14 protein-coding genes are annotated in these 16,241 nt (G+C 47.3%); 7 read left to right on the top strand and 7 right to left on the bottom strand.

The features are described from left to right. Positions 1–96 precede the first annotated feature (96 nt). The 4 genes from KXJ80_RS02765 to KXJ80_RS02750 all read right to left on the bottom strand — a co-directional run bounded on the left by KXJ80_RS02765 (position 97) and on the right by KXJ80_RS02750 (position 5,152). Positions 97–417: a hypothetical protein gene (locus KXJ80_RS02765; protein ID WP_080612354.1), complete on the bottom strand. Its 321-nt coding sequence runs from the start codon at positions 415–417 to the stop codon at positions 97–99. A gap of 32 nt (positions 418–449) precedes the next feature. Beyond that, positions 450–725, bottom strand: coding sequence for a hypothetical protein (locus tag KXJ80_RS02760; protein WP_069453948.1), 276 nt, complete (start codon positions 723–725; stop codon positions 450–452). Positions 726–859: 134 nt separating this feature from the next. Beyond that, the gene (locus tag KXJ80_RS02755) at positions 860–3,994 is read right to left on the bottom strand and encodes an efflux RND transporter permease subunit (RefSeq protein WP_037423831.1); all 3,135 of its coding nucleotides are present in this window, start codon (positions 3,992–3,994) and stop codon (positions 860–862) included. A 9-nt stretch (positions 3,995–4,003) separates the two neighbouring features. Next, positions 4,004–5,152: an efflux RND transporter periplasmic adaptor subunit gene (locus tag KXJ80_RS02750; RefSeq protein WP_037423834.1), complete on the bottom strand. Its 1,149-nt coding sequence runs from the start codon at positions 5,150–5,152 to the stop codon at positions 4,004–4,006. A gap of 769 nt (positions 5,153–5,921) precedes the next feature. Between KXJ80_RS02750 and KXJ80_RS02745 the strand changes: the two genes are divergently transcribed. Beyond that, the gene (locus KXJ80_RS02745; RefSeq protein WP_099458477.1) at positions 5,922–6,668 is read left to right on the top strand and encodes a TorF family putative porin; all 747 of its coding nucleotides are present in this window, start codon (positions 5,922–5,924) and stop codon (positions 6,666–6,668) included. Positions 6,669–6,773: 105 nt separating this feature from the next. On the opposite strand, the gene KXJ80_RS02740 is transcribed toward KXJ80_RS02745, so the two are convergent. Continuing rightward, positions 6,774–7,463: a DNA-3-methyladenine glycosylase I gene (locus KXJ80_RS02740; protein ID WP_037423837.1), complete on the bottom strand. Its 690-nt coding sequence runs from the start codon at positions 7,461–7,463 to the stop codon at positions 6,774–6,776. A gap of 205 nt (positions 7,464–7,668) precedes the next feature. Between KXJ80_RS02740 and KXJ80_RS02735 the strand changes: the two genes are divergently transcribed. Then, positions 7,669–8,316, top strand: coding sequence for a glutathione S-transferase family protein (locus tag KXJ80_RS02735; RefSeq protein ID WP_037423840.1), 648 nt, complete (start codon positions 7,669–7,671; stop codon positions 8,314–8,316). A gap of 12 nt (positions 8,317–8,328) precedes the next feature. On the opposite strand, the gene KXJ80_RS02730 is transcribed toward KXJ80_RS02735, so the two are convergent. Next, the gene (locus KXJ80_RS02730; RefSeq protein WP_037423843.1) at positions 8,329–8,859 is read right to left on the bottom strand and encodes a thioesterase family protein; all 531 of its coding nucleotides are present in this window, start codon (positions 8,857–8,859) and stop codon (positions 8,329–8,331) included. A 128-nt stretch (positions 8,860–8,987) separates the two neighbouring features. After that, positions 8,988–11,027: an oligopeptidase A gene (prlC, locus tag KXJ80_RS02725; RefSeq protein ID WP_144345341.1), complete on the bottom strand. Its 2,040-nt coding sequence runs from the start codon at positions 11,025–11,027 to the stop codon at positions 8,988–8,990. 268 nt (positions 11,028–11,295) lie between these two features. On the opposite strand from prlC, the gene KXJ80_RS02720 reads away from it, so the two are divergent. The 5 genes from KXJ80_RS02720 to putP all read left to right on the top strand — a co-directional run bounded on the left by KXJ80_RS02720 (position 11,296) and on the right by putP (position 16,237). Continuing rightward, positions 11,296–12,081 (top strand): hypothetical protein, encoded by a 786-nt coding sequence (locus tag KXJ80_RS02720; protein WP_037427432.1) that lies wholly within the window; start codon positions 11,296–11,298, stop codon positions 12,079–12,081. Between the two features lie 100 nt (positions 12,082–12,181). Then, a complete protein-coding gene (locus KXJ80_RS02715) occupies positions 12,182–12,712 on the top strand; it encodes a hypothetical protein (protein WP_172588788.1) in 531 nt (176 codons plus the stop codon). Between the two features lie 167 nt (positions 12,713–12,879). Next, positions 12,880–14,235: a glutathione-disulfide reductase gene (gorA, locus tag KXJ80_RS02710; protein WP_218678147.1), complete on the top strand. Its 1,356-nt coding sequence runs from the start codon at positions 12,880–12,882 to the stop codon at positions 14,233–14,235. Between the two features lie 325 nt (positions 14,236–14,560). After that, a complete protein-coding gene (locus tag KXJ80_RS02705) occupies positions 14,561–14,737 on the top strand; it encodes a hypothetical protein (protein ID WP_023266152.1) in 177 nt (58 codons plus the stop codon). 3 nt (positions 14,738–14,740) lie between these two features. Beyond that, entirely contained in the window at positions 14,741–16,237 is a 1,497-nt protein-coding gene (gene putP, locus KXJ80_RS02700; protein WP_218678146.1) for a sodium/proline symporter PutP, read from the top strand. Positions 16,238–16,241: the final 4 nt, after the last annotated feature.

The following is a 16,241-nucleotide window of genomic DNA, read 5'->3' as shown; positions in this document are numbered from 1 at the left end:
CACGAGTGATGCCTGAAGCACAAGTTTAACTTTCGCTAGGTTGATTAGGGCTTCGCAGCTAGTCTCGGCGCCTTTTTCATGGACAGATTTAACGGGCTAGTCGTACAACCATTCCATTAAAAAGCCACAAATCAGTAAGAAAACCCCAAAGTTAAACACCATCGTTTGTAATTTCGACTTAGGCGACTTATCGTCGGCTTGGGTTATGACCTGACTTAACGGTGTAAAAAACATATTGGGTTCGAGTCCCATGCCGATAAAAAATACCGCTACGGCAACACTACGGATGAGCTCGGGGACGACAAGCTGCTCAAGATAAAACTCATAGGCACCATAGGCCAAAATGCCAATAGCGATAGCATGGCAAATCATCGCTACGACAAGTTGCTTAGTGATAAGACTGCTCACCGATGACACGATTTTGCTCCTACGCCAGCGCTATGTATTGATTATGGACGATATTTGCCGCGCAGTTTATCTCTTCTGTGATTTAACTGCATCCATAGCGTCCAGCCAAATAGCACGCCACTCGCGGGATAGATATATAGTGCGACTTTCATTGCCAGCCAAAATGGTGTCTCAGCGGTGAAGTATTGAAACCCCGCCACCAAAAGTGACGTCACACTCCCCCAATACAGTACGCCAATCACCAAAATGAAATACCACTTTCCCTTTGCGAGAGATGCCTCTAATTTGATTAATTGATCCTTACTGACTGCCGACATCACCTGCTCCCTTTTTATCTTGACTCATTTAATATGCCCGAATTGATTCAAGGTAGCTATCCATCCTTGTAACGATAATATTTTTCGCCCAACAAAAAGCCCTGTAAATACAGGGCTTTGATTAGAACGTTAGATTACTCCGCCGATGTTGGCTTTTCGTCTTTCGCTTTTCTCTCTCGTTTACTAAAGATCCGCTCAACAATAACGAAGAACAGTGGCACGAAGAAAATACCTAAGAACGTCGAACTCATCATACCGCCAAGTACACCAGTACCGATGGCATTCTGGCTACCTGAACCTACACCTGTACTAATGGCTAACGGCACAACCCCCAAACCAAACGCGAGCGATGTCATCAGAATCGGACGCAAACGCACACGTACAGCATGTAACGTCGCTTCCACCAGACCCGCCCCTTTCTCGTAGAACTCTTTCGCAAATTCCACAATCAAGATGGCGTTCTTGGTTGCCAAGCCAACGGTCGTCAGCAGACCTACTTGGAAGAACACGTCGTTTGGCAAGCCGCGGCCATTCATCGCCAGCAGGGCACCGATAATACCTAGCGGAACCACTAGGATTACCGCAAACGGAACTGACCAACTCTCATACAGTGCAGCCAATACGAGGAATACCACCAGAATCGACAACGCATATAGCGCAGGCGCTTGGTTACCCGATAAACGCTCCTCATAGGATAAGCCGTTCCACTCGATGCCAAAGCCCGGTGGTAACTGTTTAACTAGGTCTTCCATAATATTCATGGCCGCACCAGTACTAAAGCCAGGTGCTGTTGCGCCTTGAATATTCACCGCAGGTAAACCGTTAAAACGTTCTAGACGTGGTGAGCCGTATTCCCAAGAACCTGTCGCAAAGGCTGAAAACGGCACCATATCGCCCTTGTTGTTACGCACATACCAAGTGTCTAGGTCTTCTGGCTGCATACGGTATTGAGCATCACCTTGCACAAATACCTTTTTAACACGACCACGGTCAATAAAGTCGTTAACATAAGAACCACCCCACGCCGTTGCCAACACATTGTTAACGTTAGCAATCTCAACGCCTAATGCGCTCAACTTAGCATGGTCAATGTGCAATTGATAAATTGGCGCATCTTCCTGACCATTAGGGCGAACCCCCACAAGGTTTGGATTTTGAGCTGCCATACCCAGCAATTGATTACGCGCCGCCACTAACTTATCGTGACCTTGGCCGTTTTTATCTTGCAGGTACATATCGAAACCATTGGCCGTACCCAACTCGATGACCGCTGGCGGTACGAAGGCGAATACGAAGGCTTCTTTCATTTGGCTGAATACACCCATAGCGCGGCCCGCAATGGATTGTACATCCATACCTGGCGCTTCACGCTCTGACCAATCCTTCAAACCAACGAAGGCAATACCCATGTTCTGGCCTTGACCCGCAAAACTGAAGCCCGCAACACTAAATACCGACCTTACGCCTTCTTCAGCCATAAAGTGATCAGAGACTTTCTCTAACACTTTCATGGTGCTTTCTTGGGTAGAGTTGGTTGGCAAAATTGCCTGCGTGAACAAGATACCTTGGTCTTCGTCTGGTAAGAATGCCGTTGGCATGCGCATGAAAATCCAGCCCACTGCCACCACTAATGCAGCGTAAATCATCATGACCCTGAAGCCACGCTTCACAATGCCAGCCACGCTCGATTCGTAACGGTTCGTTAAGCGATCGAAACCACGGTTAAACCAACCGAAGAAACCCGTTTCGATATGGCCATGACCCTTCTTCAACGGTTTGAGCATAGTCGCACAGAGTGCGGGGGTTAAAATCAAGGCCACCAGCACAGACAGCGCCATCGCAGAAACGATAGTGATCGAGAACTGACGGTAAATTACCCCAGTAGAACCCGACATAAACGCCATAGGTACGAATACCGCCGACAAGGTCAGACCGATACCGACTAACGCGCCAGTAATTTGATCCATCGACTTACGGGTCGCTTCGAGTGGACTTAAGCCCTCTTCGGCCATCACCCGCTCAACGTTTTCAACCACCACAATCGCGTCGTCCACGAGTAGACCAATCGCCAGTACCATTGCAAACATGGTAAGGGTGTTGATGGAGAAGCCCGTTGCCGAGAGAATCGCAAAGGTACCCAGCAATACCACAGGTACTGCAATTGTTGGAATTAAAGTCGCACGGAAGTTCTGCAGGAAGAGGTACATGATGACGAACACCAGTACGATCGCTTCAAGCAGAGTGTGGACTACGCCTTCAATCGATTTATCAACGAATGGTGTTGTATCGTAGGGGTAAACCACATCTAACCCAGCAGGGAAGAAGGGACGCAACTCTTCCACTTTAGCGCGAACCGCTGCCGCCGTATCTAACGCGTTAGCACCGGTTGCCAGCTTAATCGCAATACCCGAGGCTGGTTTACCGTTATACAGAGACTCTACGGCATAACTTTCTGAACCCAACTCGACACGCGCCACATCACCCAAGAACACGTTCGCACCCGACGTATCGGATTTAAGAATAATCTTGCGGAATTGTTCTGGCGTTTGCAGACGGCTCTGTGCCGATACAGTCGCGTTTAGCTCTTGTCCTGGCAGTGATGGCGTACCACCGAGTTGACCAGCAGATACCTGTGCGTTTTGCGCGCGGATAGCACTCACCACATCTAAGCTAGTGAGGTTATATTGAGTCAGTTTCAGCGGGTCTAACCATATACGCATCGCGTACTGAGCACCGAAAATCTGAATTTCACCCACGCCCGGTACACGGCTCATAGGATCTTGGATGTTAGCGCCCACATAGTCGGCGATGTCACCCTTGTCCAAAGAACCGTCGGTCGATACGAAGCCCAATACCATCAGGAAGCCAGAGCTTGACTTGTTAACGTTAACCCCTTGAGATTGCACCTCTTGTGGTAACAAGGTCATTGCGCCCTGTAACTTGTTTTGTACCTGAACCTGCGCGATATCCGGATCGGCCTCAGCGTTAAAGGTTAAGGTAATCGATGCGTTACCAAAGCTATCACTGGTTGAAGCGATATAACGTAGGTGGTCGATACCCTTCATACGTTGCTCAATCACCTGAGTTACTGAGTCTTCAACGATTTTGGCCGATGCACCTGGATAGTTCGCACTGATCACTACTGTCGGTGGCGCAATACTGGGGTACTGCGAGACTGGCAGGGATCGGATCGATAAAATCCCCGCCAACATAATGATTAAGGCGATCACCCACGCAAAGATGGGACGATCAATAAAAAAACGTGCCATAGCTATGCCCTATTTTGCTTGGGTTTCAGAAATAACTTTGGTGGTGACTGGTGCACCTGGACGGATCTTTTGTAATCCTTCCACAATCAACTTATCGCCCGCTTCTAAACCAGCAGTAATACGCCATTGATTGTCGATAACTTCAGCTGTGGTAACAATTTTTGCTTCCACTAGACCTTGATCGTTCACCACCATCGCCACGGCCTGACCCTTAGCGTTACGGGTAATGGCTTTTTGCGGCACTAGGATGGCTTGAGGATCGGTACCGGTATTCAATACAGCACGAACATACATGCCAGGCAGTAAGATGCCATCTGGGTTAGGGAACTCGGCGCGTAGGATCACTGAGCCAGTATTTTCATCCACGCTCACTTCAGCAAATTGCAGCTTACCGTTGTGACCATAAATCGTGCCGTCTTCTAAGACTAACTGCACGTCAGCATTATCCGCCGCCTGCAGCTTACCTTGCTTCAGTTTGGCTTTTAGGCGTAACAGCTGAGCACTCGATTGAGCGATATCCACATTGATAGGATCAAGCTGTTGAATAGTTGCCAGAGTTTGGCTTTGGTTAGCCGTTACTAGCGCACCCGCTGTTACACTCGACTTACCGATACGGCCTGAAATCGGCGCTAATACTTCAGTGTATTGAAGATTGATTTTCGCAGTATTAATCGCCGCTTCCGCCACAGTCACACTGGCCAGCGCTTCTTTGTAAGCGGCTTCGGCTTCGTCGAAATCTTGTTTACTGATCGCGTTAGTTTTAACTAACTGCTGATAACGAGCCGCTTTTGCCTTGGCAGAAGCAAGGCTTGCATTTGCTCGAGCTAAGTCAGCATTTGCACTGACAAGTGCAGCTTTATAAGGCGCAGAATCAATTTGATAAAGAGATTCGCCTTGCTTCACATTGCCGCCTTCGACAAAGCTACGCTTAGTGATAATGCCATTCACTTGAGGACGAACTTCGGCTTCAAGAAATGCCTTGCTACGACCCGGTAACTCGACTTGGATAACCTGTGGCTTAGCCTCCACTTTGATTATCCCAACTTCCATGCTCTGCGGCCCCGCGCCGCCATGAGCGGCTTTATCCTCTTGAGGGCTACAAGCTGCCATCCACAACGCCACGCTGATTACTGAGGCAAGTTTAATTGTCTGCCGCATGAGAACTCCTTTAAATTTTAACGCCACCGTGTTCACACAATATGGATGATTTCACGGCCATAATTATAACTAAAATCAAAGCTATTACTTATCGTATACCCTATAAGGATCAACAAGAAAGATAAACAAACAAAAGTGTAAACTAATGAAAATATTCACACCTTTGCCAATACCTTATTAGTAGAATTGTTATCCTATTTAAGAAGTATGTTAACTGTAGATAAGATTGTTAGCGTTATACGATACAAAGCACTTATTCAGCCTACTCTATATCAAAAATGTTGCAAACATGTTTGGCGACACAAATGTTTATACTCGATTAACCTGAGTAAACATTTATTTGATACAGCTAGGGCATATTAGCACAAGCTTTTACATAAGGTTTTGTGCATATATAACCCTTGTGTGGTCATATTGGATCAAGCATGGAATGACCATACCTTGCTATCCGAATGCCTACTATTGCTACGTAAATCCTTGTTACAAATGGGTCAGGGAAACGAATAGATATTCAAACCTTTGGACGCGACATTTTATGACCAAGCGTTGTATAGCGCAAATTGGATATTACATTTTGCACCCCATTTAATGAAACTCAGCTTCCCAAAAAAAATGCAGTTTTATAAATTACGCTTTTATTGACCCTGTTATTTCGCTGCTTATTCACATTCATTCATATCTTTTCGTTATTGGTTCATCCCAGGCGGCACCGCTATTAACAATTTATTTTTACGATATAGGTGCGCTAACAATTTCCAATCACTTTGAGATGATGATTATGAAGACTCGTACTAAATTGCTGCTCACTGGGGCGTTACTTTCTTTGGCGGCCAGCTCCCACGCTGCTGAAGATAATCAACTCTTTGGTGGCACCCTTAACGGCAATGTTAATTTTGCTTCGGACTATGTGTTTCGTGGTGAATCCGAGACCTTAGATGGCGATATTCCGGTCGTCCAAGGCACATTAAGTTGGAACCACAATCAAGGTTGGTATGCTGGGGTATTTAGCTCCAACATTAAGTTTGCTGACCCAAACTTAGAAATTGTTACCGCGCCTTTTATTGGTAAAGCGGGAGAGTTTGGCGATTCTGGCTTTACCTATGATGTCATGCTGTTTTCATACCTTTACCCCGGAGCTTCCTATTCCAACTACACCGAATTATGGCTAAAAGTGGGTAAACAATTCGGTCGAGCCAATCTGCAACTCGAAGTCACCCCAACGGTGGATGACTGGTTTGGTGTCGATGGCTGGCACGGGGTGAACTACGCTCTACACCCCAGCTATAGCTTTGACAACGGTGTAAAAATCTCAGCATCTGTGGGTTATCAAGATCTCACTGGTGATGGCGCCGAAGGTTGGGGCCACTGGAACATAGGTTTAAGCAAAGCCTATTACGGTCTTAACTTCGATTTACGCTACCACGGCAGCACTGTCGACACTGACCATAAAGTCTATGGTACACAAACTGAAATCTTCGATGACAGAGTCGTCATTGGGATCAGTAAAAGTTTCTAATCCTGTTTTTTTGCTTATACGTTCATCCCGCTGCTTCCCTGCAGTACTCCAATTGCTTGAAATATCGAGCCTTGACCAGCCAAATTTGGCTGGTCTTTTTTTTATCTAAATACGATTATCACCCACGCTACAGGCTAACACCCGGCTGATATCCGCAAGACAACGGCCCGACTCCTGTTGCCATTGATTGAACACGGCCTGTACCTGTTTTAACGCCGTTTGCGAGCTAAAGCCGGCATCTACCAGCTTATGCGCTTTAAAATAGCCTTGCACATCATCGGTTAACAAAAAGGTATCCTTACCGATTCCACGTAAGAAATACGGCCCCGTATTGCCACCGAGACGAGCGCCGCGCTTCTTTAAGAACGCCCAGAGTCCGACGATATCTTCGGTCGGCCAGTCAGCAATCAGCTTAGCCAAGCTGCCATGTTCGCGGGCAATATCATGGATCATCAAAGCATTATCATAAATTGCTTGGGTTTTCTTTAGGTGGCGAATCAAGGTCGCATCCGCAGCGCGAGCTTGGATCTGCTCGGGTGACAACATTAATACCTTCTCGGGCACAAAATGAAAGAAGGATTTTTCGTAAGCAGGCCATTTATTATCGACCACGCGCCAGACAAAACCACTCTGGAACACTTGTCGGCTCATGGCCGAAAGCAGCGTAGCATCATCGTATTGACGAATTTCAGCACTCGTTAGACACCCAGGAAGTAAGGCTTCGAGTCCCTTTTTACCGCCTTTGCGCTCACTCGCTCTGGCATAGATGGATGAGAAACTTTCTAATTGGCTCATGCTGTTACCTTTGATTATCGATATTTCACTAGCGTTTCTAGGCGTTAATAGTACCGAATTTGAGCCCACGGGGATCATTCCGTATGGAAAACCTGTTTTACGTCCATTTCTGGCCCTTTGAAGAAATTCCCACTGCACGCATGTTGATACCGACTAAAGTTAAGGCGTAGAGTCAAAAAATGCAGTGGTTATGGGGTCGGTACCTATGGAGCTTTTCTATCATCCGTTATCACGATATTCACAGAAAGTATTAATTGCTCTCTATGAGAAACAAGCGAACTTTTATCCGCGGATCACTGATTTACGCGACCCACTGGCACGCAAGGCCTTCCAGCAATTTTATCCTCCTGGCAAACTGCCATTGCTCAAAACGCAAGAAGGCCAACTGATCCCCGAATCCAGCATTATTATTGAATACTTAGACAGGCATTTTCAAAACGGTACAGAGTTATTACCCGCGGAGGCTGAACGGAATTTGGCGGTGCGCCTATTCGATCGCATTATTGATTTTGATATCAATAACCCACTATTCCAATTAGAAAAATTAAAGTATGCCCCTGATGGGCATGAGTTCGAAATCAAGCAGATTGAAAAACAAATGCTTACCCAATTTCAACGCTTAGATAGCCATCTTAGTCAAAATCATTGGGTGTGTGGCGACAGTTTTACCTTAGCCGACTGTGCACTGATCCCCTGCTTAAGCTACAGCTTTGCTCACTTAAACCTATTGGATTTAGATGAGTTAGTCCGTTATTGGCAACAGGCGCAGCTTCGCGGCGCCTGGACACTCGTGCTTGAAGAAGTGCTACTAGCCGAAATGGAAGAAGACACTGGGATTAGGAGTATTCCCTAGTACCAGCGCGTCCTAAAGATTGCGCTCTTTCTTTAATTGTAAAAATGCTTTCCATTTCACGACTTCGGGCGGTAACTCAGGAGCTGGATCGGTATAGCCTGCTTCTTTAACTAATACCTCTAAAGGCACTTGCTTACCTTTACACACAAATACACCACGCACATGCACTATACAATGCAGGCCGCGCTCACTGATAAAGCGTTGTTCAATATAGAAATATTTTTCATCCCAGCCCACGACCTTGGTTTCAATCTCAAACTTTTTTAAGGGCTTGATATCGCGGATATAGGTAAATTCGGCGGCGTTAACAATTGGCATCCATTTTAATTTGAGGAAACGCTTCAGCAACCCCATTTCGGCCAACATATAGGTGCGGGCCAGATCCATAAACGCTGGGTAACGGGAGTTAGTAAGATGGAAATTGATATCGCAATCACTGGGCAACGCGCGATAAGTAATGCGGCTCGTCCCCAAAAAATCAATCTTACGGCAATGGCGCGTGCGCCAAAATAACAACCAAAACAAACGGAAATACAGATTCATATGCAGTCGCCCTAAAAAGAAGAGCCACAGGCTAACAGAGGTCATACCAGAGGGCAAGCGAGATCTAGCTCACAAAAAAGGCGCCATTCGGCGCCTTTTTATGCTCAAGCACAGCTATTTAGTATGGCTTAAGCGGCAATCCCAGAGTGGCGCAGCAGCGCATCAATACTTGGCTCGCGTCCCATAAACTGTTTGAACAAGTCCATAGGCTCAGCAGAACCGCCCATTTCGAGGATGTTGTGCAGGAAGCTACGGCCCGTATCAGGATTGAAGATGCCCTCCTCTTCGAAGCGAGAAAACGCATCCGCCGACAGCACTTCGGCCCACTTGTAGCTGTAATAACCCGCAGCATAGCCACCGGCAAAAATATGCGCAAAACCATGTTGGAAACGGTTAAATGCTGGCGGAATTAACACGGCCACCTGACGACGCACTTCGTCCAAAGTCTGTTGAATACACGCGCCTTTTGCAGGGTCATATTCGTGGTGCAGCCTAAAATCGAACAGTGAAAACTCCAGCTGGCGCAACATCATCATGCCGGATTGGAAGTTTTTTGCCGCTAACATCTTATCTAACATCGCTTTTGGTAAAGGTTCACCGGTTTCGTAGTGACCGGAGATCTCCGCTAAGGCTTCTTCTTGCCAGCACCAGTTTTCCATGAACTGGCTAGGCAATTCGACCGCGTCCCAAGGCACACCATTGATACCTGATACGCCAGCAACATCGATTTTGGTCAGCATATGATGAATGCCATGGCCAAACTCATGGAATAAGGTCGTCACTTCATCGTGGGTGAAAAGCGCAGGCTTACCATCCACAGGGCCATTAAAGTTACAAGTGAGATAGGCAACGGGTTTTTGTAGGCCATTGGCGGTTTGACGACGCACGCGGCAATCATCCATCCAAGCGCCGCCGCGTTTACCAGTGCGGGCGTATAAGTCTAAATAGAAACTGCCTCTGTGCTCGCCCGTTTCGTCAAAAATATCGAAGAAACGCACGTCTTTATGCCAACGGTCAAACTCGGTTTGCTCAACAATCTTTAAACCAAATAGGCGTGAGACAGTGTAAAACAAGCCTGATAGCACTTTATCTTCAGGGAAGTAAGGGCGCAGCAACTCTTGCGAAATCTCATACTTATGTTGCTGTAACTTCTCAGCGTAGAAACTTAAATCCCAAGAAGCCATCTCGCTCACACCATAATGCTCCAGCGCAAAGGCTTTAAGCTCGGCTAATTCGGCCTTGGCTTGGTCTTTTGAACGCAGCGCCAATTCATTTAAGAAGGCCATCACCTGCGCAGGCGTTTCAGCCATTTTCGTGGCGAGGGATTTTTCGGCAAAGCTATCAAAGCCTAACAACTGTGCCAATTCATGGCGCAGTGCGAGAATTTCATCCATCAATGGACCGTTATCGAATTCGCCCGCATTTGGACCTTGATCCGAGGCGCGAGTCACGAAGGCTCGGTAACACTCTTCACGCAAGTTGCGGTTTTCGCTGTAGGTCATCACAGGTAAATAGGAAGGGAAATCTAAGGTAAATAGCCAGCCCTCTAATTCGCGGGCCTCGGCCATCGCTTTTGCGGCCGCTTTAGCTGAATCGGGCAAGCCAGCGAGTTCTGCCTCATCGGTAATTAACTTAGTCCAGGCTTGGGTCGCATCGAGCAGTTGATTGGAAAAGCCGCTGGTAAGTTCAGAAAGACGTTTAACGATTTCACCATAACGCAGTTTTTGCGCATCGTCTAAGCCGATACCCGAAAGCTCGAAGTCCCGTAAGCTGTGCTCAATCACCATCTGTTGTGCTTGGCTTAATTGAGCAAACTCTGCCGATGCACGCAGCGATTTGTAGGCCTCGTATAACCCTTGGTGTTGGCCAACGTAAGTGCCGTATTCGGATAACAGTGGCAAACAAGCATCATGGGCCGCGCGCCATTCATCTGTGCTCACCACTGAGTTCATATGGGAAACGGGTGACCAAATCTGGCTTAACTCATCATCTACTTGCTCCAGAGGGGCGACTAAGTTATCCCACGTAAAAGGCCCAGGGTTTTGCAGCACTTCATCAATCTTGGCACGACACTGAGCAATGGCTTGCTCAACGGCAACTTGAATATGTTCAGGTTTAATCTGTGAAAAAAGCGGTAATGCAGCGCCGTTAAGCAAAGGGTTGCTCATAATGATTCCTCTACAATCTGTGTAGCTAATAAATAAGGGCTTATGTTCAATTTATCAAGGCGAGAAAACCGATTGCTATCTTCGTTTGTAGGCCTAACGCCATTTCATCAATAAAAAAGTGAACCAGCTCTCAATTAGGATTTACACTAAATTTACCCTTTGAATCTTGATAGTTTGATCGCAAATCAAATCCATTCTCATTAACGCTTATATGTATATAGGCTAACATCAGTGCATATTCTATATTTTCAATTAGATTGGCTTATTTATGGCAGCATCAGTTAAATCCATCATTAGCGCCGTAGGCGCCATTAGCTTAGTTTGCTTTAGCCATCCATGTTTGGCCAACGAGAGCTTGGCGCAAACCGAAGGGATATTAAACAGCAAATTATCTGCGGCTAACGTGCCTTTAACTGCTAACATCGATTTAGGCTGGGATAGCAAGTATGTTTCGCAGGGGCGCAATAACTTGGCTAAAGGCGGTATTTATTGGATGAATACCAGTATTCAATACGGCAATCTCACCACCTATGCCCTCGTTGGCCGTGGTGATAGCCAAGCCTATACTGAGTGGAATATTGGCCTAGAATACGCTTTGGATTTAAGTGAACATTTAGAAGCGAATCTTGGCTATCAACGTATTGAAGGCTATAGCAGTAGCCGCTGTCAGGATAACGAACTGTTTGCTGAATTGGCTTACACCGCCAAGCCTTGGCTAGTGCCTTCCGTGAGTTATGTCTACTCCACCGAGGCGGCGGGCTATTTTGTGGAGCTGAGCCTACACAGCTATTGGCAAGTTACAGAGCAATTCACACTCTCCCCCTACGTAACACAAGGCGTTGATTTTAAATATCGAACAGAAGAGCACAATGGTAGAAATCATCTCCAGTTTGGGCTAGAAGCAAGCTATAACCTTACCGAGAATATGAATATTAGTGGCCATATTAGCCACAGCATTGCGCAGGCAGATATAGAGCAAGAAGCGGCCACGAATGGCGACTTTAGCTCACAGGATCAAACCTATGCGGGCATCCACTTCAATATCAGCTTCTAAGCGTTACTCGGCCTAACTCCCTTCGGCTTGGCAAACCGTTCCCGTCCAAACTACACTCAAGATGTCGATGGAACGACCTTGATTTAGCGAGGCACAGGGAATGTTGGCTCATCAGTTTAAAATACTCACGAACACATTTATTACACTAGCATTTTGTACTCTGCCATCCTTAGCGGCACCCGAGAGCGAGCCTGAATTAGTATTAGAATCTCTGTCAAAAAGTAGTACGACTGACTCACTACCACTGGGGACCCTGCTCGACAGTCAAGGTAAACCGCTGCCCATTCCTGCAGAGCAAAGCGCTTTGGATTATTCGCCTCCCACCGTCAATGTTGACAATACGTCCCCAAAAACAAAGACCAACAAGACGCAATCCACTAAGACTAAAAATAAAAAATTGAGTCGAAAGCAACAACTCGCCAGCAGAGATAAAGTCGCTAACGATCCTAGTTGCCGTTGGCTTGATGCGCGCATGTCACAGCTCGAAACCCAGATCGGCAATAAGCGAGAGCAAGCCGCCGACTATCATAGCGATGAGCTCAATGCTCGCAAGCAGGAGTGGCAATGCCTTAAATGCGGCGTAGAAGGACCAAACCCTGATGATTACCATCGCTGCCAATATCGCCGTTAAGCTTAAGCTAACCGCCAAGGGATAAAATCTCCGCTTCATGGAGATTTTTTGTGGCAAACCAAGGTCTATACCCTGGCGACTTAATGGGCTGGTCTGCAAACCCATTCCAACCTACAATGACCTTCTGCTATTAAGCACCTCATTCTTAGAGTTAGACGGAGAAACTCATGGCTCAACATTTTGACTATATCTGCCTAGGCGCAGGCAGCGGCGGTATCGCCTCAGCTAACCGAGCTGCCATGCGTGGCGCTAAAGTGCTACTCATCGAAGCAAAACACGTTGGCGGCACCTGCGTAAACGTGGGCTGCGTACCCAAAAAAGTCATGTGGTATGGCGCGCATATCGCCGAAGCCATGAACCTCTACGCCAAAGATTATGGCTTTGATGTTTCAGTCAACAAATTCGACTGGAACACCTTAGTAAACAGCCGCGAAGCCTATATTGGTCGCATACACGAGGCCTACGGTCGCGGTTTTACCAATAACAAAGTCACCCTGCTCAATGGTTATGGCCGTTTCGTTAATGGCAACACCATTGAAGTGAATGGCGAGCACTACACGGCTGACCATATCCTGATCGCCACCGGCGGCGCGCCAACCATCCCAAACATTCCTGGTGCCGAATACGGGATTGATTCCGATGGTTTCTTCGCCCTGCGCGAACAACCTAAACGTGTCGCAGTCGTCGGCGCTGGCTATATCGCCGTCGAAGTCGCGGGCGTGTTACACGCACTTGGCAGTGAGACTCACCTGTTTGTGCGTAAACATGCGCCGCTGCGTAACTTCGATCCTATGCTGATCGACGCCCTAGTCGATGCCATGAAGACCGAAGGCCCAACCCTGCATACCAACAGCGTCCCACAATCTGTGGTCAAAAATGCCGACGACAGCCTGACTCTGAGCCTCGAAAATGGCGAAAGCGTGACCGTCGATTGCCTGATTTGGGCCATTGGCCGCTCACCAGCAACGGGCAATATCGGTTTAGAAAACACCGATGTGCAACTGGATAACAAAGGCTATGTGATTACCGACGCGCAGCAAAATACCACCCACAAAGGCATTTATTGCGTGGGCGATATTATGGCGGGCGGTGTGGAGCTGACTCCTGTTGCAGTTAAAGCGGGTCGTTTACTCTCCGAGCGCCTATTTAACGGCATGAGCGATGCCAAAATGGATTACAGCCAAATCCCAACCGTGGTCTTTAGCCATCCACCGATTGGCACTATGGGCTTAACCGAGCCAGAAGCCCGCGCGCAATATGGTGATGAGAATGTGAAGGTCTATACCTCAAGCTTTACCTCCATGTATACCGCTGTAACAAGCCATCGCCAAGCCTGCAAGATGAAGCTAGTCTGCGCCGGTAAAGAAGAGAAAGTGCTTGGTATTCATGGCATTGGCTTTGGTATGGACGAAATTCTCCAAGGCTTTGGCGTCGCCATGAAAATGGGCGCCACCAAAGCCGATTTCGATGCCGTTGTCGCTATCCATCCCACAGGAGCTGAGGAATTTGTCACCATGCGCTAAGCGCATGACTCAAGTTTTAAATCAGGCTCTATAGCCTGTGAATATTACATTTTATAGAAGCGGTTCTGATATTCTCAGCGCCGCTTTTTTTATGTTCAACGCTAGGTCATTCCGTCTATTTATCCGCTCTTAACATCCCACTCTTTAGCCCCAATTTTCGGTTAAAAGCATAGATAAATTTATCAGTATTCAAATCAATTTCCCTTGCTTTACGCCAACCGAAAGTATGCAAAATGGGCATTTCAACTTGATATTTTGCTAATAAAGAGCTTATTATAGTTATAACACTAACTATTATTCACCCTAAATACATCAAGGAGGCATTATGTCAGCTAAGCATGCTGCAGATGAAAACCCCATCTCACAGATCATCCGTTCCACTCGGGAACGCCTGCATGGAACACTACAATATTTCTGCCTGTTCGCCATTCTAAGTACCTATCTCTTTGTCATTTTGAAACCGAGCTTCATTCAAAATAACAAAGCGTTAGGAGGAAAATAATCGATGAATTCCCTCTCTTACGTTTCATTGGCAATTTACTTTATTGCCATGCTCGCCATTGGTTTGTTCGCCTATCGCAAGTCGACCGATGATGTCTCTGGCTATATTTTGGGTGGCCGCCAAGTGAGCCCACAAGTGACAGCACTCTCGGCTGGCGCCTCGGATATGAGTGGCTGGATGCTGATGGGCCTACCCGGCGCTATGTTTCTGGTGGGGTTTGAAACCCTATATATCGCCCTCGGATTATTAATTGGTGCTCTAATCAATTATTTGGTAGTTGCCCCCAAATTGCGGGTCTACACAGAGGTCGCCGATAACGCGCTGACTATTCCTGAGTTCTTTGCCAAACGCTTTGGTCAAGCCGATAACAGCATTCGTATTATTGCCGCCGCCATCATAGTGATCTTTTTCACCCTCTATACCTCGGCGGGCTTAGTCGCGGGCGGCAAGTTGTTCGAATCCGCTTTTGGGCTGAACTATGATATTGGCCTAATCGTTACCTTAGCCGTCGTGGTGTCGTACACTCTGCTGGGGGGATTTTTAGCCGTTAGCCTCACCGACTTTGTGCAGGGCTGCATTATGTTTGTCGCCTTGGTATTAGTGCCTTTTGTGGCATATCAAGAATTTACCAGCGCAGATCGTATGATGAACTTTGCCTATCAGTCGATTCCGCATTTTACCGACGCGATGCAAAATGTGACTCTGCTAAGCTTAATCTCGAGCCTGTCGTGGGGACTCGGATATTTCGGCCAGCCGCATATTATTGTGCGTTTTATGGCGATCCGCTCGGTCGCCGACATTAAAACCGCACGCCGCATCGGCATCAGTTGGATGACAGTGACCATTATCGGCGCCTTAGCGACGGGCTTGGTCGGTATCGCCTACGCCAATAAATTTGGGATGAAACTGTCAGACCCTGAAACCATCTTTATCGTGTTTTCAGAGTTACTGTTCCACCCCTTAATCAGCGGCTTCCTGCTCGCTGCGATTCTCGCGGCCATTATGAGCACAATTTCATCGCAGTTATTAGTCTCGTCGAGTTCGCTGACCGAAGATATTTATCGCACCCTGTCGAAGAAACAAGCGAGCGAGCAAGAGATGGTAAAAATGGGCCGTTACGGGGTTGCTGGTGTTGCCATTGTCGCAACGCTATTGGCGCTTGATCGCTCTAACAGCATCCTCTCCCTCGTGAGTAATGCGTGGGCAGGCTTTGGTGCTGCCTTCGGTCCGCTGGTGCTGTTTAGTTTGTATAAAGCCAATCTCACCCATAAAGCGGCGATTGCGGGGATTATTTCGGGCGCGCTCACGGTACTCTTTTGGATTTACGCCCCCGTGCTTGCCGATGGTAAGGCATTGAGTAGCTTAGTGTATGAGATGATTCCAGGCTTTATTGTCAGCAGCACAGTGATTTATCTGGTGAGCAAATTCGATAACGACCCGTGCGCTAAAACCACGAAGCAGTTCCATCAGGCCGGTCGTGTATTGGCCGAGGAAAGCTAAGGAG

Source organism: Shewanella xiamenensis, assembly GCF_024971755.1.
Lineage (GTDB): Bacteria > Pseudomonadota > Gammaproteobacteria > Enterobacterales > Shewanellaceae > Shewanella > Shewanella xiamenensis.
Note: the sequence above shows the minus strand (reverse complement) of the source record. Positions and strands in the feature narration are given on the sequence as shown.

Bases quoted from the DNA above. Each gene is read 5' to 3' on its own strand.
- KXJ80_RS02740 (WP_037423837.1), bottom strand. From the start codon at position 7,463: ATGAGCCAATTAGAAAGTTTCTCATCCATCTATGCCAGAGCGAGTGAG.
- putP (WP_218678146.1), top strand. From the start codon at position 14,741: ATGAATTCCCTCTCTTACGTTTCATTGGCAATTTACTTTATTGCCATG.
- KXJ80_RS02755 (WP_037423831.1), bottom strand. From the start codon at position 3,994: ATGGCACGTTTTTTTATTGATCGTCCCATCTTTGCGTGGGTGATCGCC.
- gorA (WP_218678147.1), top strand. From the start codon at position 12,880: ATGGCTCAACATTTTGACTATATCTGCCTAGGCGCAGGCAGCGGCGGT.
- KXJ80_RS02750 (WP_037423834.1), bottom strand. From the start codon at position 5,152: ATGCGGCAGACAATTAAACTTGCCTCAGTAATCAGCGTGGCGTTGTGG.
- KXJ80_RS02745 (WP_099458477.1), top strand. From the start codon at position 5,922: ATGATGATTATGAAGACTCGTACTAAATTGCTGCTCACTGGGGCGTTA.
- KXJ80_RS02705 (WP_023266152.1), top strand. From the start codon at position 14,561: ATGTCAGCTAAGCATGCTGCAGATGAAAACCCCATCTCACAGATCATC.
- KXJ80_RS02760 (WP_069453948.1), bottom strand. From the start codon at position 725: ATGTCGGCAGTCAGTAAGGATCAATTAATCAAATTAGAGGCATCTCTC.
- KXJ80_RS02720 (WP_037427432.1), top strand. From the start codon at position 11,296: ATGGCAGCATCAGTTAAATCCATCATTAGCGCCGTAGGCGCCATTAGC.
- KXJ80_RS02735 (WP_037423840.1), top strand. From the start codon at position 7,669: ATGGAGCTTTTCTATCATCCGTTATCACGATATTCACAGAAAGTATTA.
- prlC (WP_144345341.1), bottom strand. From the start codon at position 11,027: ATGAGCAACCCTTTGCTTAACGGCGCTGCATTACCGCTTTTTTCACAG.
- KXJ80_RS02715 (WP_172588788.1), top strand. From the start codon at position 12,182: ATGTTGGCTCATCAGTTTAAAATACTCACGAACACATTTATTACACTA.
- KXJ80_RS02730 (WP_037423843.1), bottom strand. From the start codon at position 8,859: ATGAATCTGTATTTCCGTTTGTTTTGGTTGTTATTTTGGCGCACGCGC.